The sequence below is a fragment of the Acinetobacter sp. GSS19 genome (assembly GCF_028621895.1).
Classification (GTDB): domain Bacteria; phylum Pseudomonadota; class Gammaproteobacteria; order Pseudomonadales; family Moraxellaceae; genus Acinetobacter.
Genome location: NZ_CP117520.1, coordinates 440,508 through 460,446 on the forward strand (window position 1 = coordinate 440,508; position 19,939 = coordinate 460,446).

The following is a 19,939-nucleotide window of genomic DNA, read 5'->3' on the forward strand; positions in this document are numbered from 1 at the left end:
CTAAGACATGGTTTAGGTAATACACATGAGTTCCGAAGTGGTCGTTTCATCGGCACATACAGATGAACAGCAACATTCCTCGTCTGCTCACGTACAGCAACCGTCTGTAAAAAAAGTGAATTTACTGGGCATGTCGCGTCCTGAGCTGGAAAAGTTCTTTGAAGAACTGGGTGAAAAGAAGTTTCGCGCCGGTCAGGTCATGAAATGGATTCATCAATATTTTGTGACCGATTTTGCTGAAATGAGCAATATTTCGGGCAAGCTACGTGCCAAACTGGAGCAGATTGCGGAAATCAAACCACTTGAAGTGGTGCATCGTCACTATTCGAAAGATGGTACCCGTAAATGGGTATTTCGTGTCGGTGAGGGTGAAGGATCTCTGGTGGAAACCGTGCTGATCCCTGCCGAAGATAAAACCGGTTCACGTAAAACTTTATGTATTTCCTCTCAGGTGGGCTGTGCACTCGACTGTTCTTTCTGTTCAACAGGCAAACAGGGCTTCCAACGTGATTTGACACCGGCGGAAATTATTGGCCAGCTGTGGATGGCGAACTATTCCTATGTGGAAGATGTCCCTGTTGCTGAGCGTACCCGTGCGGTGACGAATGTGGTGATGATGGGTATGGGTGAGCCTTTGCTGAATTATCAGGCTGTACTGAGTTCAATGTCGATCATGCTGGATGACTTCGCTTATGGCATGTCAAAACGCCGTGTGACATTGTCAACTTCCGGTGTGGTGCCGATGATTGATCAATTGGCACAGGATATTGATGTGGCCCTGGCGATTTCCCTGCATGCGCCGAATGATGAATTGCGCAATGAATTGGTGCCAATTAATAAAAAATATCCGTTGAAAGAACTGATTGCGGCAGCCCAGCGTTATATTGCTAAAGATGGCAATGAAAGTGCACGTAAGCATGTGACCATTGAGTACGTGATGCTGGAAGGGGTGAATGATCAGCCTGAGCATGCCCAGCAGCTGATTAAATTGTTAAAAAATTTACCAAGTAAAATTAACCTGATTCCGTTTAACCCGTTCCCGCACGCACCTTATGGGCGTTCAAGCCGCAACCGGATTATTTCTTTCCAAAAAACTTTGTCTGATGCCGGATTTGTGTGTACGATTCGTCAAACGCGTGGTGACGATATTGATGCCGCTTGTGGGCAGCTTGTTGGTCAGGTGGCTGATCGTACCCGCCGAGCTGAGCAATGGAAAAAGAAAGTTGCGCAGCGTAACGAAATTATGCGATCACAAGGATAATAAAACCGAGGAAAAACCAATTGAGAAAGCCTGCGTATAAGTCAGTTGTAATATTTACAGTGTGTATGTCGGCATTCATTGCACAAGGTTGCCAGACCCATACTCCGGGTATGAGTAAAGACCCGGAGAAATCGGTTAAGGTGCGTACTCAATTGGCTGCTGAATATATCCGCAAAGGTGATCTGGATGCAGCAAAACGCTCACTTGATCAGGCACTTGAGGTGGATTCGCGTGATGCCACTGCCAATATGATGATGGGGGTGTTATTGCAGCAGGAAGGCAGTCCGCTTAACATGGAAAAAGCGGATGAGTATTTCCGTAAATCCATTTCGATTGATCCACAAAATGCGCAAGCTCGTAATAATTATGGGACATATTTATATCAGCTTCAGCGTTATAATGAAGCGATTGAACAGCTCAGTATCGCAGGAGCTACACTCGGATATGATCAGCGTTTCCGTGCCTTAGAGAATTTGGGACGGATTTATCTGCAACTGGGTGATGTAGAGAAAGCAGAAAAAGCTTTTAAACAAGCATTACAAGTGAACCGTGACTCTTATGTTTCGATGCTGGAGTTGTCAGAAATTTTTTATTTGCGGCAGCAAATACCGGCAGCTACCCAGCTCTATCAACAGTACGTCACGGCTGTTGGACAAAATAATCAAGGTGCACGTGCACTCTGGTTAGGTATTCGCCTTGGGCGTGCCAATGGTGAAGACATGAACAAGCAGGTTCTGGTGAACCAGTTACGTGCTTTGTTCCCGGATAGCCAGGAATATCAACGTTATTTGCAATTACAGTACAGTACTGAGGCCGTATGGAAGTAAATCCTAATTCACAGCAACCTACTGGTTCAAACGTAGCACCTAATGTTTTAGGAAATGTTCAACGTCCGGGTGAGTACTTGCGTCAAATTCGTGTGGCTCAAAAACTTGAGCTGGCGGATGCGGCAGCTGCTTTAAATATGCCGTTAAAAACTTTAACGGCCTTAGAACAAGATGATTATAAGGCCTTGCCAGAAGCGACCTTTATCAAAGGCTATTACCGTTCTTATGCCAAATTGCTGAAAACTGATGCCACTGCGATTATTCAGCGTTTTGATGAAATTTATGCCAATGATACCGGTCTATTACCCAATCATGCCCTGAACAATTCACCGATTAAAATCATGGGGAAATTGCCAGGTTCCAACAGTGATCGCAAAAAGAAGTGGTTCAAGCGCATAGCGATTGCGATTCTGGTACTGCTTGTGATTGGATTGGCGGTAATGGGTATCCAGAACTGGTCATCAAAGAAAGAGACCACATCAAATTCACAAGCTGCACAATCCAATGTTCAAGTTTTATCTTTGGATAATGCCAATAGCACTTCTGGTGATCAGCTGGTCTTGAGTTTTAACCGTCCAACCTCAATTCATATTGTGGATTCAACCGGTAAGGTACTGGCAACAGGCCGCCAATCAAATACAGTGACATTAAATGGCCAGTCTCCATTCCAGATCCGTTTAGATGATGCAACTGCAGTCTCTTTGACTTTGAACCAGGAACAGATTTCCCTGTCTCCTTATACCGTAAACGGGCAGGCTGATTTCCGTTTATCACGCTAATTCGCAACAGTAGAGCGATAGAATGATTGAGAATCCAATTAAACGTCGTCCAACCCGCAAAATTCGTGTGGGGTCTGTCTATGTAGGTGGTGATGCACCGATTAGCGTGCAGAGCATGACCAATACGGAAACCTGTGATGTCGATGCCACCGTAGCGCAAATCCAGCGATGTGTTGATGCGGGTGCAGACATCATGCGTGTTTCCGTTCCTTCCATGGAAGCGGCACAAGCCTTTGGTGAAATTCGTAAGCGTGTTGATGTGCCCTTGGTTGCGGATATTCATTTTGACTATAAAATTGCGCTCGCAGTTGCCGATCTGGGGGCAGACTGTTTGCGAATTAACCCGGGCAATATCGGTTCGGAACAAAAGATTCGCGAAGTGGTTGCTGCTGCCAAACACCATGATATTTCCATGCGGATTGGGGTGAACGCCGGTTCATTGGAAAAAGACATCCAGAAAAAATATGGCGAGCCAACCGGACAAGCATTGCTTGAGTCGGCAATGCGTCATATCGATATTTTAGACCGTTTGGACTTTCAGGAGTTCAAGGTTTCAGTTAAGGCATCGAATGTATTCCTGACCATGGATGCTTACCGTTTGTTATCGAAACAGATTGATAATCCACTGCATTTGGGTGTAACCGAAGCAGGAATTTACCGTACGGGTACAGTAAAATCTGCGATCGCACTCGGTGGCCTGCTACTCGAAGGCATCGGCGATACCATGCGTATTTCGCTCGCTGCCGAGCCGGAAGATGAAATCAAGGTCGGTTTCGACATTCTGAAATCACTTGGCTTGCGTTCTAACGGCATTAATTTTATTGCCTGCCCAAGCTGCTCACGTCAGGAATTTAACGTGATTAGCGTGATGCAGCAGCTTGAAGAGCGCTTAGAAGATGTGCGCACCCCAATGGATGTTTCTGTGATTGGCTGTAAGGTCAACGGGCCAGGTGAGGCCAAAGAGGCGGATATCGGTGTGGTGGGGGCGAGCCCACGTTCATTGGTATATCGTAATGGTGAAAAGAGCCATTTAATTGATACCAATCAGTTGGTTGATGAAATCGAGTCTATGGTTCGTCAACGTGTTCAAGAGCTTGAAGAAGCTAAATCTAAAGAGATCATTCGTAGTTCATCATGAGTTCAATCGTCGCAATCAAAGGTTTTAATGACATTCTGCCAACCCAAACACCGGCATGGAGACGTCTAGAACAGCAACTGGCTTCCCTGATGGATGCCTATGGCTATCAACAAATTCGTTTGCCGATGGTTGAACAGACCAATTTGTTCAAGCGTTCGATTGGGGATGCAACGGATATCGTTGAAAAAGAAATGTACACATTCTTAGATAAAGGTAATCCGCCGGAGTCTTTGACCTTGCGTCCGGAAGGTACTGCAGGCTGTGTACGTGCCATGCTGGAACATAACCTGTTACGTGGTGCAACCCCACGCGTTTGGTATATCGGACCCATGTTCCGTTATGAAAAACCGCAAAAAGGCCGCTATCGTCAGTTTCACCAGTTTGGTGTGGAAACCTTTGGTGTAGCAACACCTGACATGGATGCGGAACTGATCCTGATGACCGCGCGTTTGTGGCAGCGTATGGGTGTGGCAGATAAAGTCCGTCTAGAACTCAATACCTTGGGTGAAAGTGACGAGCGCGCTGCTTATCGTGCAGCCCTAGTTGAATTTTTGACTCAGCATAAAGATGCTTTAGATGAAGATTCACAGCGCCGTCTAGAAACCAATCCATTACGTATTTTGGATTCAAAAAACGAACGTACCCAGCAGATTCTGGAAAATGCACCGAAGCTGCATGATTTTATGGGTGAAGATACCTTAAATCACTTCGCAACCTTGCAGCAGTATTTAACAGATGCCGGTGTTGAGTTCGTGATTAACCAGAAACTGGTGCGTGGTCTAGATTATTACAACAAAACCGTGTTTGAGTGGACTACGACGCATTTAGGTTCACAAGGTACTGTCTGTGCTGGTGGCCGTTATGATGGTTTGGTAGGACAGTTAAAAGGCAAAGCAGATCAATCCGTGCCAGCCGTCGGTTTTGCGATGGGCATGGAGCGTTTGTTGCTTCTGCTCGAACAGGTTCAAGACAATACTCCAGTGCGCGATTGTGAAGTATTCCTATTGGCCGACCCATCTTATCAGGGTAAAGCCCTGGTGTTGGCTGAACAAATCCGCAATCAGTTGGAAGCAGCCAATAGCCATATCCGTCTGAAAGCTGGTTCACAAGGTAGTCTGAAAAGCCAGATGAAAAAAGCGGATCAATCCGGGGCCATTTATGCTCTGATTCTTGGCGAGCGAGAGTGGGAAGCACAGCAACTGGCCGTGAAACAGCTAGCCACTGCGGAGCAGCACGAAGTTGCTGTGGCAGAACTGGTTCCATTCCTCATTCAACAACTTGCACAATAAGCTAAAAAGCAGCAGAAAAGGACAATCACATGAGCGCGTTAAGTGATGCTGAGCAACTCGATAATTTGAAATCATTCTCCAAAAAATATGGCTCAGCCATGGTGAGTGGTGTCTTAATTGCGTTGATTGCCTTTTTCGGCTGGGAATATTGGCAGAAAAAAAATCTGGCAGAGTCGCAAAAGCAAACCGCCAAAGTACAATTGTTAATGGATGAGGCAAATGCACAGGCAGGAAATAAAAATGCCTTCAACCAGCTTGCAGCCTCTGCCGACAAAATCGTAAAAGATACGCCAGATTCTGTACAGGCCCTGCAGACTCAGTTGGTTTTGGCGAAAGCTGCTTATGAGCAGGGCGATTATGCACATGCTGAAAAAGCCTTGAAACGTGTAGAAAATTCTAAGCTTGATGATCAGGGCTTGGTACAGATCGTTAAATTGCGTTTAGCTTATGCTCAACTGGCACAAAAAAAATATGAAGAAGCCTTAAAAACATTGAATGACGTCACCGATCCAGCTTTTAAGGCAACCGCTGAAGAAGCGCGTGGTGATGTATATGTCGCAAAAAATGATATTGAAGGTGCAAAAAAAGCCTATCAAAATGCCTGGAATGCGTTACTTGAGCGTCAGCAAGAACGTCAAATTTTACAAATTAAACTCGAAAGTGTCGGCGTTTTAGTAGAAGATCCGGATATTGAACGCCCAGTTTTGAAAACACAAATGGATGAATCTTCATAATGTATAGCAAATATAAAATTCCATTCGCGCTTGCCGTTTTATCCATTGCGCTCGTAGGTTGTTCGAGCAACAAAATTAAAGTTGAAGAAGCAAAACCGAATCCGTTGCCAAAGCTGGCTCAATCTAAAAGCTTGGTTCCTATTTTTAGCCATGACGTGAGTGCAACAGAACAAGCTGATCCATTGCGCTTGCAGCTGGATGTCGATAATGGTGTGATTTTTGCACTCGATCCGAAAGGTGAAGTGGCTGCCTATCGCGGCAAACAGCGCATCTGGGAAAAGAAAGTCAGCAAACGGGGGCTGAGCTCCGGTGTGACCGCTGCTGAAGGTCTGGTAATTGTTGGCAACCAGAAAGGGCAGTTGTTTGCCTTAGATCAGGCGAGTGGTGAACAAAAATGGCAGGCTCAGCTCTCTGGGGCGTTATTGTCACCTGCACTGGTTCAAGCTGGCCGTGTGATTACTTTAGCGAATGATGGTACAGTCTTTGCACATGACCTGACGACTGGACAGCAAGTTTGGGCTTATAAACTGCAAAATGCACAGTTCAGCCTGCGTGGTTTGGCCTCTCCGGTGAATTTGGATGGTCGAACCATCTTGGTAGCATCTTCGAATGCGTATGTGTACGCGATTGATGCGCTCAGTGGTGTGCCTCGTATGCAGCGTCGTGTAGCAGTCAATAATGGTCGTTCTGATATTCAGCGCCTGAATGATATTGATGGTGATCCTGTGGTAGCAGGACGTTTTATGGTCACCAGCAGTTTCCAGGGGCAAGTCACTGTCACTGACTTAGCGGCGATGCAAGTGGTATGGAGCGAGGATGCCAGCAGTAACAAACGTCCGGAAGTGGCTGATAACAAGGTCTTTGTCGCGAAAACCGATGGCAAGTTGGTGGCTTATGATCTCGGCACAGGCCAATTAGCATGGGAAAACGACAGCCTACTCAACCGACAGCTGAGTAATCCCGTGATGCTGGGTTCTGATCTGGTGGTCGGTGATCTGGATGGGGTATTACATCTGTTGGATCCAAATTCAGGTCAGCTGGTAGGTCGTTCGAAAACCAGCGGTGAAGTACGTTCGTTACGTGTAATTGACAATCAATTGTATGTTTCTACTCGCAAGGGTGCGTTAAGCGTTTGGCAGAACCGTTAATTTTCTGCTGCCTTATGTTAAACTAAGCACAATCCGTATTTTTAAACACGGGGTATTTGAATCAGTTCAATACCCCGTGTTTTATTTAATTATCTAATTTATTATTTTTGCTATTGTTTCTGATGTTCAGACCAGTCTCACTGGCTGATCTTGAATAAAGGTTAATCTATGAAACCCGTAATTGCGCTCATTGGTCGTCCGAACGTCGGAAAATCAACGTTGTTTAACCAGATTACCAAAAGTCGTGATGCACTTGTGGCCGACTTTGCCGGTCTGACCCGTGACCGTAAATATGGTGATGCTGTCTATCAGAATAAGTCATTCATCGTGGTCGATACCGGCGGTATTGGTGAAAATGAAGGGGGTATTGACTCCTATATGGCGGAGCAGTCTAAAACCGCCATTCATGAAGCCGACATGATCATTTTTGTGGTCGATGCCCGTGCTGGACTGCTTGCCTCTGATGAACAGATCGCCCGTGAACTGCGTACTTTAGGTAAAAAAGTTTTTCTGGTCGCCAACAAAGTGGATGGCGTGCATGCAGAAGCTGCACTGGTTGAGTTTTATAAACTCGGTATGGGCGAGCCGATGCAAGTGGCTGCGAGCCATGGCCGCGGTGTACAGCAAATGCTGGAAGAAGTCTTGGCTGATGTGCCTGAAGATGAAAATCCAGAAGAACATGACAAGAACACTGGCTTGCGTCTGGCGATTATTGGTCGTCCAAACGTGGGTAAATCGACGCTGGTGAACCGTCTATTGGGTGAAGAGCGCGTTGTTGCCTTTGACCAGCCGGGAACCACTCGTGACTCAATCTATATTCCTTTTGAGCGTGATGGTCGTCAGTACACCCTGATTGATACTGCAGGTGTGCGCCGTAAAGGTAAAGTGGATGAAATGATTGAGAAATTCTCAATCGTAAAAACCTTGCAGGCGATGAAAGATGCGCATGTGGTGGTGATTGTCGTTGATGCCCGTGAGGGAATTGTCGAGCAGGACTTGCACCTCATTGGTTATGCACTAGAAGCGGGCCGTGCCATGGTGATTGCGATCAACAAATGGGACAATATGTCCGAATATGATCGCAAACAATGTAAGCTCGATGTAGAGCGCCGTTTCGACTTTATTCCATGGGCGAAAATTCACCTGATTTCTGCTTTGCATGGTACCGGTGTCGGCGAGATGTATCCGTCGATTCATCGCGCTTATGATTCTTCACATCTGAAAGTATCACCAGCGAAACTGACCCAGATTTTGAATGATGCCACTGAAGCGCATCAACCACCGATGGTTTCTGGCCGCCGCATTAAAATGCGTTATGCGCATATGGGTGGACAAAACCCACCGACGATTGTTATCCATGGTAACAAGGTAGATAAAACGCCGGCAGACTATCGCCGTTATCTGGAAAACGTGTTCCGTAAAGTTTACAAACTGGAAGGTACACCGGTTCGTATCGATTTCAAAACTTCGGAAAACCCGTTTGAAGGGCGTAAGTCGCAAGTGGATGAGCGTACTGCCGCACGTCGCCGCCGTTATATCCAGAAGTTTAAAAAAGCTGAGAAAAAGTTTAAACGCTAAGTTTTCAGCGCTAGCAAAGCCCAAACTACGTTTGGGCTTTTTTTATTTTGCTGGAAAAACACCTATACTCACCTGCAAGTTGTGATGGGGAATCAGAGATGCTACGCATTGATCTATGTGCCTTAGACCTAATTTATCAGCCGGATGTATCCTTGCCCCGTCCGACCATGATCCAGCAGCGTAAACAGGCAATTTATGCCTATCGCAACCAATGCTTGAGTCAGTTGAGTGGTCAGCGGGTTGAGCAGGATAGTTTTGCCAATACGCTTCATGGTAAGCCCTATCTGAAAAATCAGATTTTGGCATTTAACCACTCGCATAGCCAGCAGCATTATGCGTTGGTCAGCAGTGTACAGCATGCCCATGTGGGCGTAGACGTTGAGGATCTCAACCGCCGTGTACGGATGGATGCCTTGGCACAGCATGCCTTTCATCCTGAAGAATATGCCACCTGGAAAGCCTTGGATGAGGATCGTCATTACTGGTTTAAGGTTTGGACGACTAAGGAGGCGGTGTTAAAAGCACATGGGGTAGGTATTCGCCTGAGCCTGAATGAACTGAATACCCAAGTGCATCCCACACAAGATACAGGGCAGATTGAGCATGTCTGGTTAGGCAAGGTTGCTTATCAGAACTTTGTGTTGAATCAGGTCATGCTGACAGTTGCCTGGTGTCTTGGGGAGGGGCAAACTGAATCGAGCTGGCCGCAAATCGAATTGTTTCAGCATTAAAAAAGCCCATCCGGAGATGGGCTTAAATGAACAAAGTGCAACCGGATTAAGGTAAATCATCCTCAAATTCTGGTTTGACTTGCACGATAAAGTCTTGACGGTTCAGGCCACGCCATAAGGCAAAAGCAGTTCCGATATAAATCGAAGAGTAGGTTCCGACAAATACACCGACAAACATCGCGACGGAGAACCAGCGTAGTCCTTCACCCCCGAGAACCATCATGGCAACCACGACCAGTAACAGGGTCATCGAGGTATGAATGGTACGGCGTAAGGTTTCAGTCAAGGCAATATTGACGATTTCACGCGGTTCAGCACCACGAATTTTACGGAAGTTTTCCCGGATACGATCCGATACCACGATGTTATCGTTGAGCGAGAAACCGATCACGGCCAATACCGCCGCCAACACCGTTAGGTCAAATGGCCACTGCATCAGGGCAAAAATACCCAAGGTCATGATAATGTCGTGGAACAGGGAGAGTACTGCACCAATCGCCATTTTGAGTTCAAAGCGGATGGTCACATATACCAGCATCAGTAATAGTGCCAATGCAACAGCCCCTGCAGAACGGATATAGAGCTCATTCCCGACCTGACCACCGACAGAGTCCACCTTATGCAAGGTAGCCGTATTACCCGGTAATTGGATCGCTTTATTCAAGCTGTTGTTCAGGTCTTCAACTTTCACATCCTGCACTGGCATACGCACAATCAGATCGGTATTACTGCCCAGAGTTTGCACCACAGCATCTTTAAAACCAGCCTTGTCTAAGGCCTGCACAACTTCGGCCTGATTGACAGCCTTTTGGTAGTTCAGCTCTGCCGAGATACCGCCAGTAAAGTCGAGACCTAAATTTAGACCTTTGGTCGCGATAAAAAACAGGCTGGCCAAAGTCAGAATGATCGAGAGGATTGCCGCAGGGCGAGCAATCTTCATAAAGTCAATCACGCGCTCATCATCTGGGCGACCATATTGTTTGGCTTTTTGTGCTTGAGTCACATCAGTCATCATAGATCTCCTTATATGCTCAACTTGCTCAAATTACGGCGTTTGCCATAAATGAGCTGCACAATGGCACGGGTTACGGTAATCGCGGTAAACATCGAGCAGACGATACCGATCATCAACGTGACCGCAAAACCTTTAATCGGGCCAGAACCAATCGCAAACAGAATGAACGCAACGAGGAACGTCGTCAGGTTGGAGTCAAAAATGGTGTTATAGGCGCGGTCATAACCCGCCACAATCGCCTGTTTTGGCGAGGCCCCCCATTTCATTTCTTCCCTGATCCGTTCGCAGATCAGAACGTTGGCATCGACCGCCATACCGATGGTGATCACGATACCGGCAATCCCTGGTAGGGTTAGTGAAGCACCAATCCAGGACATGACGGTTAAGATCATCGCGAGGTTAAACACCAGAGCAAAGTTGGCAATCAGACCGAACAAGCGGAAGAACACCACCATCCAGATCGCAACCAGTAAGAAACCGATTTGTGTTGAAAGGACGCCTTTATCAATATTTTCCTGACCGAGGCTTGGACCAACAACACGTTCTTCGACGAAGTACATTGGTGCAGCAAGGGCACCCGCACGTAACATCAAGGCCAGTTCAGCTGCTTCTTGTGGTGAATCCAGGCCGGTAATACGGAATTGTGAGCCCAGCACGGCTTGTACAGTCGCAGCATTAATGACGACCGATTCAGCATATGGAGTCCGTACTTCAGTTTGAACACCGGTTTTTGGATCGGTCACATAGCTGATTTTTTGTTTGTTCTCAATAAACAGAACAGCCATACGTTTGCCCACAGCATTACGCGTTGCATCTGCCATCAGTTTACCGCCGGCACTGTCCAGGGTAATGTTGACTTCAGCGCCGCCCGTATCCTGGCTAAAACCAGAGCTGGCATTTTGTACACGCTCACCGGTCAAGATACGGTTACGGTTTAACAGGAGCTGTTGACCGCTATCTAGTGAACGATAGGCAAATGCTTCGGTACCCGGTGGCAGCGGCTGATTGGCTTTACCGGTATAAGGATCGATATATTGATCATTCAGATCAGACACCAAGCGGAATTCAAGGTTTGCAGTACGACCGAGAACACGTTTCGCCTCAGCAGTATCCTGTACCCCTGGTAGTTCCACTACAATACGGTTGCTACCTTGGGTTTGTACCAGTGCTTCCGCCACACCGAGTTCGTTAATACGGTTACGTAATGTGGTTAAGTTCTGGTTGACGGCATAGGACTGAATTTCCTGTTTGCGTACATCGCTATACGTCAATTTCAGCATTGAGCCATTGGCAGTCGCAAGTGCCTGCTGGGTAAATTCATTGCCATTGCTGCGCAGGAAGTCCATCGCGGCTGTACGGTCTGCATTATTGGCAAACTGAACAGTGATGGCATTGTTATTCAGACTGAGACTGTTGAATTTAATTTTGTTGTCACGTAACTGGCGGCGTAAATCTGTCGCCGAGGTTTCTAGACGTTGCTGGATGGCCTTATCCATATCCACTTCAAGCAAAAAGTGAACACCACCACGCAAGTCGAGACCGAGCTTCATCGGTTTTGCACCAATTTTCTGTAGCCATTCTGGCGTCGTCGGTGCAAGGTTTAAAGCCACCACGTAGTTTTCACCTAGACCACGGCGTAAGGCATCCTTGGCTTTAAGCTGGGCTTCGGTAGAATCAAGACGTAACAGAGCGGCATTATTGGTGAAGCTATTATCGTGCGTACTAATATTTTCGCTTTTTAAAATTTGCGCTGCTTTTTGTACCACACTCTGATCAATCTGAGTGCCCGCCTTAGCACCTGAGATCTGCACAGCAGGTTCATCAGGGTACAAACTTGGCAGTGCGTATAATGTACTGATCACAAGTACGACAATGATCAGTAGATATTTCCATGCTGGATAACGCATTTGCTTTCTTCTTAAAATGAAAAAGCCGTGCGGTGTGCACGACTGTTTTTTGATTAGATGTTATTTAAGGTGCCTTCAGGCAAGACTGAAATCACGCTGGCACGCTGGATTTTGACCTCTACGCCATGGCTCAATTCAACTGCAGCGAAGTCACCTTCAATCTTGGTAATTTTACCCATTAAACCACCTGCAAATACCACTTCACTGCCTACACCCAGGCTTTCCACCAAAGTACGGTGCTCTTTGGCACGTTTTGCTTGTGGACGCCAGATCAAGAAGTAGAAGATTGCAACGAATGCTGCAATCATCAGCAGGTTTGCTACCAGACTTGGTTGTTGAGCAGCTTCGCCAGCAGCGTGAGCAGTAGAAATAAACAGGCTCATTTTATATTCCTAAATTTAACTAAAATTGTCGTCAAAGGATGACGTGATTCGACTTGTTCTGCAATTTACCCTGTCTTTGCGTTGAGCGCAAATTTGCCCGGATCAGTCCACTGGACAAGGGGGAACTTCGAGACCACGGCGTGCATAAAAGTCTGTGACGAATTCATCAAAGGTGCCGTTATCCAGCGCATCTCGCATGCCTTGAGTCAGGCGTTGGTAGTAGCGCAGATTGTGGATTGTACCTAGCATCGAAGCCAACATTTCACCGCATTTTTCCAGGTGGAAGAGATAAGCACGGGTGAAGTTCTGGCAGGTATAGCAATCGCAGTGTGGATCCAGTGGACTTTGATCGTGACGATACTTGCTGTTACGGATACGTACCAAACCATCGGTGACAAAGTAATGGCCATTACGTGCATTACGCGTTGGCATCACGCAGTCAAACATATCGACCCCGCGGCGCACCGCTTCCACGATATCTTCCGGTTTTCCGACGCCCATCAGGTAACGTGGTTTGTCCTCTGGCATTTTGTGCGGTAAATAATCTAGAACCTTAATCATTTCCTCTTTGGGTTCGCCAACGGATAGACCGCCAATCGCATAGCCGTCAAAACCGATTTCTAGCAGGCCGTTGAGGGATTCATCGCGTAAATCTTCATACATTCCGCCCTGAATAATACCGAACAGGGCATTTTTATTGTTCAGCACGTCATGATGTTGAGTTTTACAGCGTTTCGCCCAGCGTAAAGACAGTTGCAGTGATTTTTGCGCTTCTTCATGGGTGGCTGGATAAGGCGTGCATTCATCAAAAATCATGACGATGTCAGAATTCAGGGTGTGCTGAATATCCATCGAGATTTCAGGGGATAAAAACACTTTGGAACCATCAATCGGTGAGCGGAAGGTCACGCCTTCTTCTTTGATTTTGCGCATGGCGCCTAAGCTAAACACCTGGAAACCACCTGAATCGGTCAGAATCGGCTTGTTCCATTTAATAAACTCATGCAGGCCACCATGTTCTTTGATGACTTCTAGACCTGGACGGAGATATAAGTGGAAAGTATTGCCTAAAATAATTTGTGCCTGAATTTCTTCAATATCACGAGGCAACATGCCTTTGACCGTACCATAGGTGCCCACAGGCATAAAAACAGGAGTTTCAACCACGCCGTGTTCAAGGGTGAGACGACCACGACGGGCGCGACCCGACTGGCCTAATTTTTCAAATTCCATACCGCATCCAAATCAAGGCGAAAAAACAGTTCGCTGATTAATTTCTGTCAAAGAGCGTTATTGTCCTTGATTCTGCCCCCGAGTGCCACTGTTAAATGTAAGCGCCCGGTAAATTTTCAGCAGAGAAAAAGCGCCTGAAAGGCGCTTGAATTGCATTGCAGATCGGTGGTGCAGAGCGTTAAAAATTAGGACGGTAGTCAAAATTTTGCAGGTTGTTGTCGCGGAAAGAACGGATCGGTTTTTTCCCCGCTGTAACAGTGTTCACGATATTGTTTGGGAAAATCTGGATATGATTGTTAAATAATTCAACATTGCGGTTGAAAATACTAATCGCCGCGCTGACATTCTCATTCTGCTCATCAATTTCGTTCATCATGCGCAGATAGACTTCATTGGCTTTCAGTTCAGGATAATTCTCGACCACTACATGCAGGCTTTGCATCAGTTCTTTATTGAGCGACTCGATGCGTTGTAACTGTGAAATATCGGTGTTGTCCAGATTCAACGTCATGATTTGCTGGCGTAACTCGGTGACTTTTTCCAGTGTGCCTTTTTCAAAACCGGCATATTGTTCCACCAGTGGTGCCAGGCCGTCCAGCACTTTGACTTTCTGGCGTTCATAGGTGGCGACATCCGCCCAGGCACGCTGTGTCGCGTTGTGATGACGAATAATATTGTTACGAATCACGATGGCTGCAATGCCAAATGCCAGCATCAGCAGCAAGAAAATGATTAGCCCCATAAAAAAACCTCGATGTATCGTTATTTTAAAAACGCGATTAAGTCGCGTTGTAAGTTCTCATATTCCGCCAGACGGAAAGTCCGCAAATGGCCGCGCAATTTGGAAATATCATCGATATTCTGCGCTTTTGTGGCAATTTTAAAAAGATCCTGCTCACCCAAAAAGCATAACACTTGCTGTTCCGGGTGCAGGAGTAAATCGCCGGAACGTGTTGCAAACAATTGATCGAGACGCAGTACCATCGCGGGAGTCAGTGTTTTGGCCAGCTGCAGGGGATCGGCACCAAAAATCCGTAATTTCTGGTTGATTTGGATGTCGCTGGTATGCCAGTCATGCAGGTACGGAAACTCAAATGTTTTGCGGGAAGACGTGACGGCCAAACCTTGTGCAGCGACCTGAAAAATAAACACGCCCCAAAGATCTTTATGAACTTCTTTGACTTTGGTTTCGTTGCCGTTCCGATCCCGCACGCGGATTTCATTGACGAAATGATATTGAAATAGCAGTACGGGGTATTGCTGTCCCTGATCATCAGTCCAGACAGTGCTGGCATAGACGGGAATGGTGTTTGACACCTGACCCTGCTGAAAGAGGGGGAACAGATTTTTCAGATAGGACTGAAAGAGAGAGGGTTGTACCGGAATGCTGATATGTGCGGGTGTCTGGTAAAACTGCAAACTATATTTTTGAGTAATAGTTTGTTGCTCAAGAAACTCGATGACCTCAGCAATCGGCATGCTCTGTTCATAAGTGAGATAGCTGTAGAATCCAAGGCCAAGTGCCAGCCAGAAGGCCAGATGTGACGGGAGACCTGCTGGTAGAATCCAGATACTGAGTAAACAACATCCTGCAATCACAGCCAGCAGGATGGGAAGCACATTGTCAAAACGTAGCTGATTATCTGTCCCCCAAGGATGTAAACCTTCCAAAAGTTCTTGATGGGATTGCGCTTGTTCGCCTAGTTCCCAAAGCCGAGCGACATTTTGCATGACTCGCTGGTTCTTTCTGCGACGCAGGTGAATCGTGCGCTTGATATCGTCGATCGGCATGAGGGTACTCAGACTTTATCGATCAGCATGGCATCGCCATAACTGAAGAAGCGATAGCGTTCGGCCACAGCATGTTCATATGCACGTAAGATGTTGTCCCGGCTAGAGAGTGCTGAAACCAGCATGAGCAGGGTAGACTCCGGTAAATGAAAATTGGTGATCAGACGATCCACCACCTTAAACTCATAACCTGGATAAATAAAAATTTGTGTATCTCCACTCCAAGCCGCAAGTTCACCCCCATGCGCTTGTGCGGCACTTTCTACAGCACGGGTTGCAGTAGTACCCACAGCGATCACCTTGTTGCCACGTGCTTTGGCAGCACGAATTTTTTCTACGGCTGTTTCAGGTACTTGACACCATTCGCTGTGCATGACGTGATTGGCAATATCATCGGTACGTACCGGCATAAACGTACCGGCACCCACATGTAAAGTCACGAAGGTTTGTTCGATGCCTTTGTTTTGCAGTGCGGTCAGTAATGCTTCATCGAAATGCAAGCTGGCAGTGGGTGCAGCCACACTGGCGATTTTAGTCGGATCATGAAATACCGTCTGATAGCGCTCAGTATCAATCGCTTCCGCTTCGCGATTGAAATAAGGTGGGATCGGCAGTTGACCATATTGATCTAGCACATCGAGAATGGGTTGTGAAAATTCTACGATATACAGATTTTCATGACGGCCCTGTACGGTCACTTTGATGGCATCCGGGCCAATAAATAATTCTACCCCGGCTTTTGGGGAGTTGCTGGCTTTGATATGACAATGGGCAACATGCTGATCTAGCAGGCGTTCTACCAAAACTTCAACTGCACCGCCACTGGCTCGTTTCCCTTTTAGGCGTGCTTTCATAACTTTTGTGTCATTCAAGACTAAAAGGTCACCCGGATTTAACAGCTCAACTAGATCTTTAAAGAGCAGGTCGTGATACTGACCTGTCGCATCAAGATGCAGCAGGCGAGACGCGCTGCGTTCTGCAAGGGGATAACGTGCAATAAGTTCGTCCGGAAGATCAAAGCTAAAATCAGAAAGTTGCATGATTTTGATAGGGAATAGAGCAGAAAATTATCCGGCATTATAAACATTTCCCTTTAAAAACGGCGGATTTGCTGATTTTTAGTACAAAAATAGTCTTTATGGTTTAAAAGTAATCAACTGGTATTGTGTTGTGATTGACAGTGAAAAAAAACCGAGTATTATACGCATCACAAGCTACAAACCTTCTCTTCCCGAGGTGGTGAAATTGGTAGACGCGGCGGACTCAAAATCCGCTGTCAGAGATGACGTGTCGGTTCGAGTCCGACCCTCGGGACCAAGATTCAAGAAACCCTAAACTGGTATGAAAGGTTTAGGGTTTTTTATTGCCTGTAATTCAATGGCTTACCGCAAATTCCAGAGATTCTTCTACATTCTACTTACCCAAAAATGGGTAGGTTGCAGACAATAATGAGTACCCGTATAAGTACCCAGAGATATTTTGGGTTCTTATTCTGGAAGCTCATGGCAAAGACTATAAAACCATTAACAGCATCTCAAGTTGAAGCAGCTAAACCAAAAGACAAAGACTACAATCTCTTCGACGGCGCTGGGCTGTATTTAAGAGTTAGACCATCAGGCAGTAAGACTTGGGTTTTTAGCTACTGCACGGCATTAGGTAAAACTCATAAAATTACGATAGGGAGTTACCCTGAAATTAAGTTAGCCTTCGCTAGAGATAAACGAAGTGAATATCGTAGGTATCTAGCTGAGGGAGTAGATCTGCACGAGGTGGACTGCTCCCAGTATCCTAGACATGAGACCGCCTCATTTTGAAGCTGTCTCAAATGCTTCTGGGCTCATCCCATCGAGATGCGAATGACGCCTGATTCGATTGTAAAACATCTCGATATAATCAAACACATCCGCACGGGCCATTTCTCGTGTTTTATAGATCCTCTTTTTAATTCTTTCCTTCTTTAAACTACTAAAAAAGGATTCAGCAACAGCATTGTCCCAACAGTTTCCACGACGACTCATACTCGGAACTAAATTATGCTTTTGACAGAATTTCTGCCAGTCTCCGCTACTGTATTGTGAGCCTTGGTCTGAGTGTATGATCACAGGTTCATTGGGTCTGCGTCGCCATACCGCCATTAAAAGTGCATCCAAAACGATATCCTTGGCAAGCGTAGGTTTCATTGACCAACCGATGACTTTCCTTGAATATAAATCGAGAACCACAGCCAGATATAACCAGCCTTGCCAAGTACGGATGTAGGTAATATCAGTCACCCAGGAAGTATCAGGGGTGCTCACAGCGAACTCTCGATTTAAGTGATTTGGTGGCACAATCGGAGGACGGCCACAACCATAACTTTTATGCTTTTTATATCCTCGAACAGCGGCAATGCCATTGTTCTTCATGATCTTCAGCACACGATTGGGGCCACAGCTTTCACCTAGCTCTTTAAGATCCAGCGTGATGCGACGATAACCATAGATGCCATAACTGGCATCATAAGAAGAGCGGATCAGTTGTAATAACCGTTTGTCTTCAATTGTTCTGCCTGATTCGGGTTCATGTAGCCAGGCGTAATAGCCAGCACGAGCAATCTTAAGAACCCGACACATCGTTTTAATCTTAAATTGATGGCTGTACTCAAGGATAAACTGATACTTTACTCGGGCAGGCTTGCAAAGTACCTTGCGGCCTTTTTTAAGATATCTCGCTCTTCTTCAGTTTGCTTAAGCTGACTTTTAAGACGAAGGATCTCTTTCTTTGCTTCGAGTAGTTCATGTTCATCAGGGTTGTTGCGTAAAGGCTGTACGGCCTTTAGCCATTTATAAATGCTGTGCTGTGATACACCTAAACGTTCAGCCACATCAGTGACAGAATATCCACGTTCGGTAATCAATTTAACAGCTTCATCTTTAAATTCTGGGGTGTATCGTTGTCCACTCATAATGTTCTCTCCTATGCAAAAAGAATAGACGAAATTTGTCTAGGAGAGTGGTGGCAGTCCACAGATACCTGTCAAACCAGCAGATACTTCACCTATAGAAAATACTGGATTGTCTCAAAGTGTAGAGCAGGAGATTGTGCAGGCTCCTCAACCCGTGCCAATGGATCCTTCTTTAGGTGTTTATGGTGATGCCAATATTCAAAACTTACCTTCCATTGAATTGGGTGAAGCCATTAAAGAATTTATGCCTACACAAACAGACATTTTAAATACAGGGGTTCGTTGGAACTATCAAGCAAACAACCCACATGTGATCTGGTTGGATAAGACTCATGTTCAAGACTATGACTATTCCAGAAAAGGGGTGATGAGGATTAATGTCCAGGGTAGAGTGGCTAAAATACTGGCAGAGCGTGAATACGAACTACCTTGGGCGGTGATGTATAAATCCTCTAGGGATCCTAAATTCGGCGTTGAAGCAATTCAATTTTTCCCAGGAATGCCAGGAATAGAGCAAGAACATAGAAACTCTTGGAGTTGTTTTGGTGAAAAATTCCGTGACTGTGACTTTGATCCTTTAGCTTCGCTTGCGCAAGCGGGAATAGCTTTTACCAAAGTATGTGAAGACCCTACAGATGGAGCCAATTATACAAATGTATATGAGTTAAGTTCGTTAGGTAAAGTTAATGTGTTTGCAGCATATTCACTGTCTACTGGCTCAGGGGGAGCTACTGCTGATTTTACACTCTACCCTAATATTACCAGGGAACAGGCGTGTTCAATGTTAAATCCATGATGAACTACCTCTACTCTTAGTGCTATTTGACGATTTGTAATTGAATTGATTTATATGAAGAGGAGTGCTTTCAGTATCCTTGAATGTTGATAGCCTCTTCTTTAAATTCTCGCGTAATAGGTAGGGATTCTATAGTCTCGCTTAAGGTGGGTTAATTCTTAACAAAAAGTGTCTGTTGATTAAATAATGATCGATTGACTCATCTTGTTAAATGAGTACCCAGTTGAGTACCTGGGGTATGTGGATTGGCGTACAACTAACTGATTTTATTCAGAGATGACGTGTCGGTTCGAGTCCGACCCTCGGACCATATCTTAAGTTCTTTAAGATATGTTAAAAACCCTAAATTTTAAATCAAAAATCTTCCAAGATAACTCTTGCGTTG

The 19,939-nt window shown here is 45.9% G+C and carries 19 protein-coding genes and 1 tRNA gene; 12 read left to right on the forward strand and 8 right to left on the reverse strand.

The genetic code is table 11. The annotated features are described in order from the left end of the window. Nucleotides 1–25: 25 nt before the first annotated feature. From rlmN to PGW99_RS02280, 9 genes are all read left to right on the forward strand, one after another. Nucleotides 26–1,261, forward strand: coding sequence for a 23S rRNA (adenine(2503)-C(2))-methyltransferase RlmN (gene rlmN, locus PGW99_RS02240; RefSeq protein WP_273778480.1), 1,236 nt, complete (start codon nt 26–28; stop codon nt 1,259–1,261). A 65-nt stretch (nt 1,262–1,326) separates the two neighbouring features. Further along, nucleotides 1,327–2,088, forward strand: coding sequence for a type IV pilus biogenesis/stability protein PilW (pilW, locus tag PGW99_RS02245; RefSeq protein WP_273778481.1), 762 nt, complete (start codon nt 1,327–1,329; stop codon nt 2,086–2,088). Continuing rightward, nucleotides 2,079–2,867 (forward strand): helix-turn-helix domain-containing protein, encoded by a 789-nt coding sequence (locus PGW99_RS02250; RefSeq protein ID WP_273778482.1) that lies wholly within the window; start codon nt 2,079–2,081, stop codon nt 2,865–2,867. The genes pilW and PGW99_RS02250 overlap by 10 nt, the downstream gene beginning before the upstream one ends. A gap of 22 nt (nt 2,868–2,889) precedes the next feature. Beyond that, nucleotides 2,890–4,005 (forward strand): flavodoxin-dependent (E)-4-hydroxy-3-methylbut-2-enyl-diphosphate synthase, encoded by a 1,116-nt coding sequence (gene ispG, locus PGW99_RS02255; RefSeq protein WP_273778483.1) that lies wholly within the window; start codon nt 2,890–2,892, stop codon nt 4,003–4,005. After that, nucleotides 4,002–5,294, forward strand: coding sequence for a histidine--tRNA ligase (hisS, locus tag PGW99_RS02260; protein ID WP_273778484.1), 1,293 nt, complete (start codon nt 4,002–4,004; stop codon nt 5,292–5,294). Before ispG ends, hisS begins: the two co-directional genes overlap by 4 nt. A 29-nt stretch (nt 5,295–5,323) precedes the next feature. Next, the gene (locus PGW99_RS02265) at nt 5,324–6,028 is read left to right on the forward strand and encodes a YfgM family protein (RefSeq protein ID WP_273778485.1); all 705 of its coding nucleotides are present in this window, start codon (nt 5,324–5,326) and stop codon (nt 6,026–6,028) included. Beyond that, nucleotides 6,028–7,176 (forward strand): outer membrane protein assembly factor BamB, encoded by a 1,149-nt coding sequence (gene bamB, locus PGW99_RS02270; RefSeq protein ID WP_273778486.1) that lies wholly within the window; start codon nt 6,028–6,030, stop codon nt 7,174–7,176. The genes PGW99_RS02265 and bamB overlap by 1 nt, the downstream gene beginning before the upstream one ends. Before the next feature lie 168 nt (nt 7,177–7,344). Next, on the forward strand, nt 7,345–8,754 hold the full coding sequence (gene der, locus PGW99_RS02275; RefSeq protein WP_273778487.1) for a ribosome biogenesis GTPase Der: 1,410 nt from the start codon (nt 7,345–7,347) through the stop codon (nt 8,752–8,754). Between the two features lie 98 nt (nt 8,755–8,852). Beyond that, entirely contained in the window at nt 8,853–9,485 is a 633-nt protein-coding gene (locus PGW99_RS02280; protein ID WP_273778488.1) for a 4'-phosphopantetheinyl transferase family protein, read from the forward strand. A 46-nt stretch (nt 9,486–9,531) separates the two neighbouring features. Here PGW99_RS02280 and secF read toward each other — a convergent pair whose 3' ends face one another. The 7 genes from secF to queA all read right to left on the reverse strand — a co-directional run bounded on the left by secF (nt 9,532) and on the right by queA (nt 16,854). After that, entirely contained in the window at nt 9,532–10,500 is a 969-nt protein-coding gene (gene secF / locus PGW99_RS02285; RefSeq protein ID WP_273778489.1) for a protein translocase subunit SecF, read from the reverse strand. 8 nt (nt 10,501–10,508) lie between these two features. Further along, the gene (gene secD / locus PGW99_RS02290; protein WP_273778490.1) at nt 10,509–12,407 is read right to left on the reverse strand and encodes a protein translocase subunit SecD; all 1,899 of its coding nucleotides are present in this window, start codon (nt 12,405–12,407) and stop codon (nt 10,509–10,511) included. 53 nt (nt 12,408–12,460) lie between these two features. Next, on the reverse strand, nt 12,461–12,790 hold the full coding sequence (yajC, locus tag PGW99_RS02295) for a preprotein translocase subunit YajC (protein ID WP_273778491.1): 330 nt from the start codon (nt 12,788–12,790) through the stop codon (nt 12,461–12,463). Nucleotides 12,791–12,892: 102 nt separating this feature from the next. Then, nucleotides 12,893–14,023 (reverse strand): tRNA guanosine(34) transglycosylase Tgt, encoded by a 1,131-nt coding sequence (tgt, locus tag PGW99_RS02300; protein WP_273778493.1) that lies wholly within the window; start codon nt 14,021–14,023, stop codon nt 12,893–12,895. A 178-nt stretch (nt 14,024–14,201) separates the two neighbouring features. Further along, nucleotides 14,202–14,765, reverse strand: coding sequence for a LemA family protein (locus tag PGW99_RS02305; RefSeq protein WP_273778494.1), 564 nt, complete (start codon nt 14,763–14,765; stop codon nt 14,202–14,204). A gap of 20 nt (nt 14,766–14,785) precedes the next feature. Then, nucleotides 14,786–15,814 (reverse strand): hypothetical protein, encoded by a 1,029-nt coding sequence (locus tag PGW99_RS02310; protein WP_273778496.1) that lies wholly within the window; start codon nt 15,812–15,814, stop codon nt 14,786–14,788. 8 nt (nt 15,815–15,822) lie between these two features. Beyond that, nucleotides 15,823–16,854 (reverse strand): tRNA preQ1(34) S-adenosylmethionine ribosyltransferase-isomerase QueA, encoded by a 1,032-nt coding sequence (gene queA, locus PGW99_RS02315; protein ID WP_273778497.1) that lies wholly within the window; start codon nt 16,852–16,854, stop codon nt 15,823–15,825. 190 nt (nt 16,855–17,044) lie between these two features. Between queA and PGW99_RS02320 the strand changes: the two genes are divergently transcribed. Further along, nucleotides 17,045–17,131: transfer RNA gene (locus PGW99_RS02320), tRNA-Leu, on the forward strand. Nucleotides 17,132–17,316: 185 nt separating this feature from the next. After that, complete coding sequence (locus tag PGW99_RS02325) at nt 17,317–17,628, forward strand: Arm DNA-binding domain-containing protein (RefSeq protein ID WP_273778498.1); 312 nt, start codon at nt 17,317–17,319, stop codon at nt 17,626–17,628. On the opposite strand, the gene PGW99_RS02330 is transcribed toward PGW99_RS02325, so the two are convergent. Continuing rightward, nucleotides 17,620–18,758 (reverse strand): IS3 family transposase gene (locus tag PGW99_RS02330; protein ID WP_100223103.1). Its coding sequence is split into 2 segments (ribosomal slippage): nt 17,620–18,500 and nt 18,500–18,758, totalling 1,140 coding nucleotides; the frame shifts between segments, so codons are not numbered across the junction. The genes PGW99_RS02325 and PGW99_RS02330 overlap by 9 nt on opposite strands. 109 nt (nt 18,759–18,867) lie before the next feature. On the opposite strand from PGW99_RS02330, the gene PGW99_RS02335 reads away from it, so the two are divergent. Next, nucleotides 18,868–19,554 (forward strand): hypothetical protein, encoded by a 687-nt coding sequence (locus tag PGW99_RS02335; RefSeq protein ID WP_273778499.1) that lies wholly within the window; start codon nt 18,868–18,870, stop codon nt 19,552–19,554. The last annotated feature ends 385 nt before the right edge of the window (nt 19,555–19,939 follow it).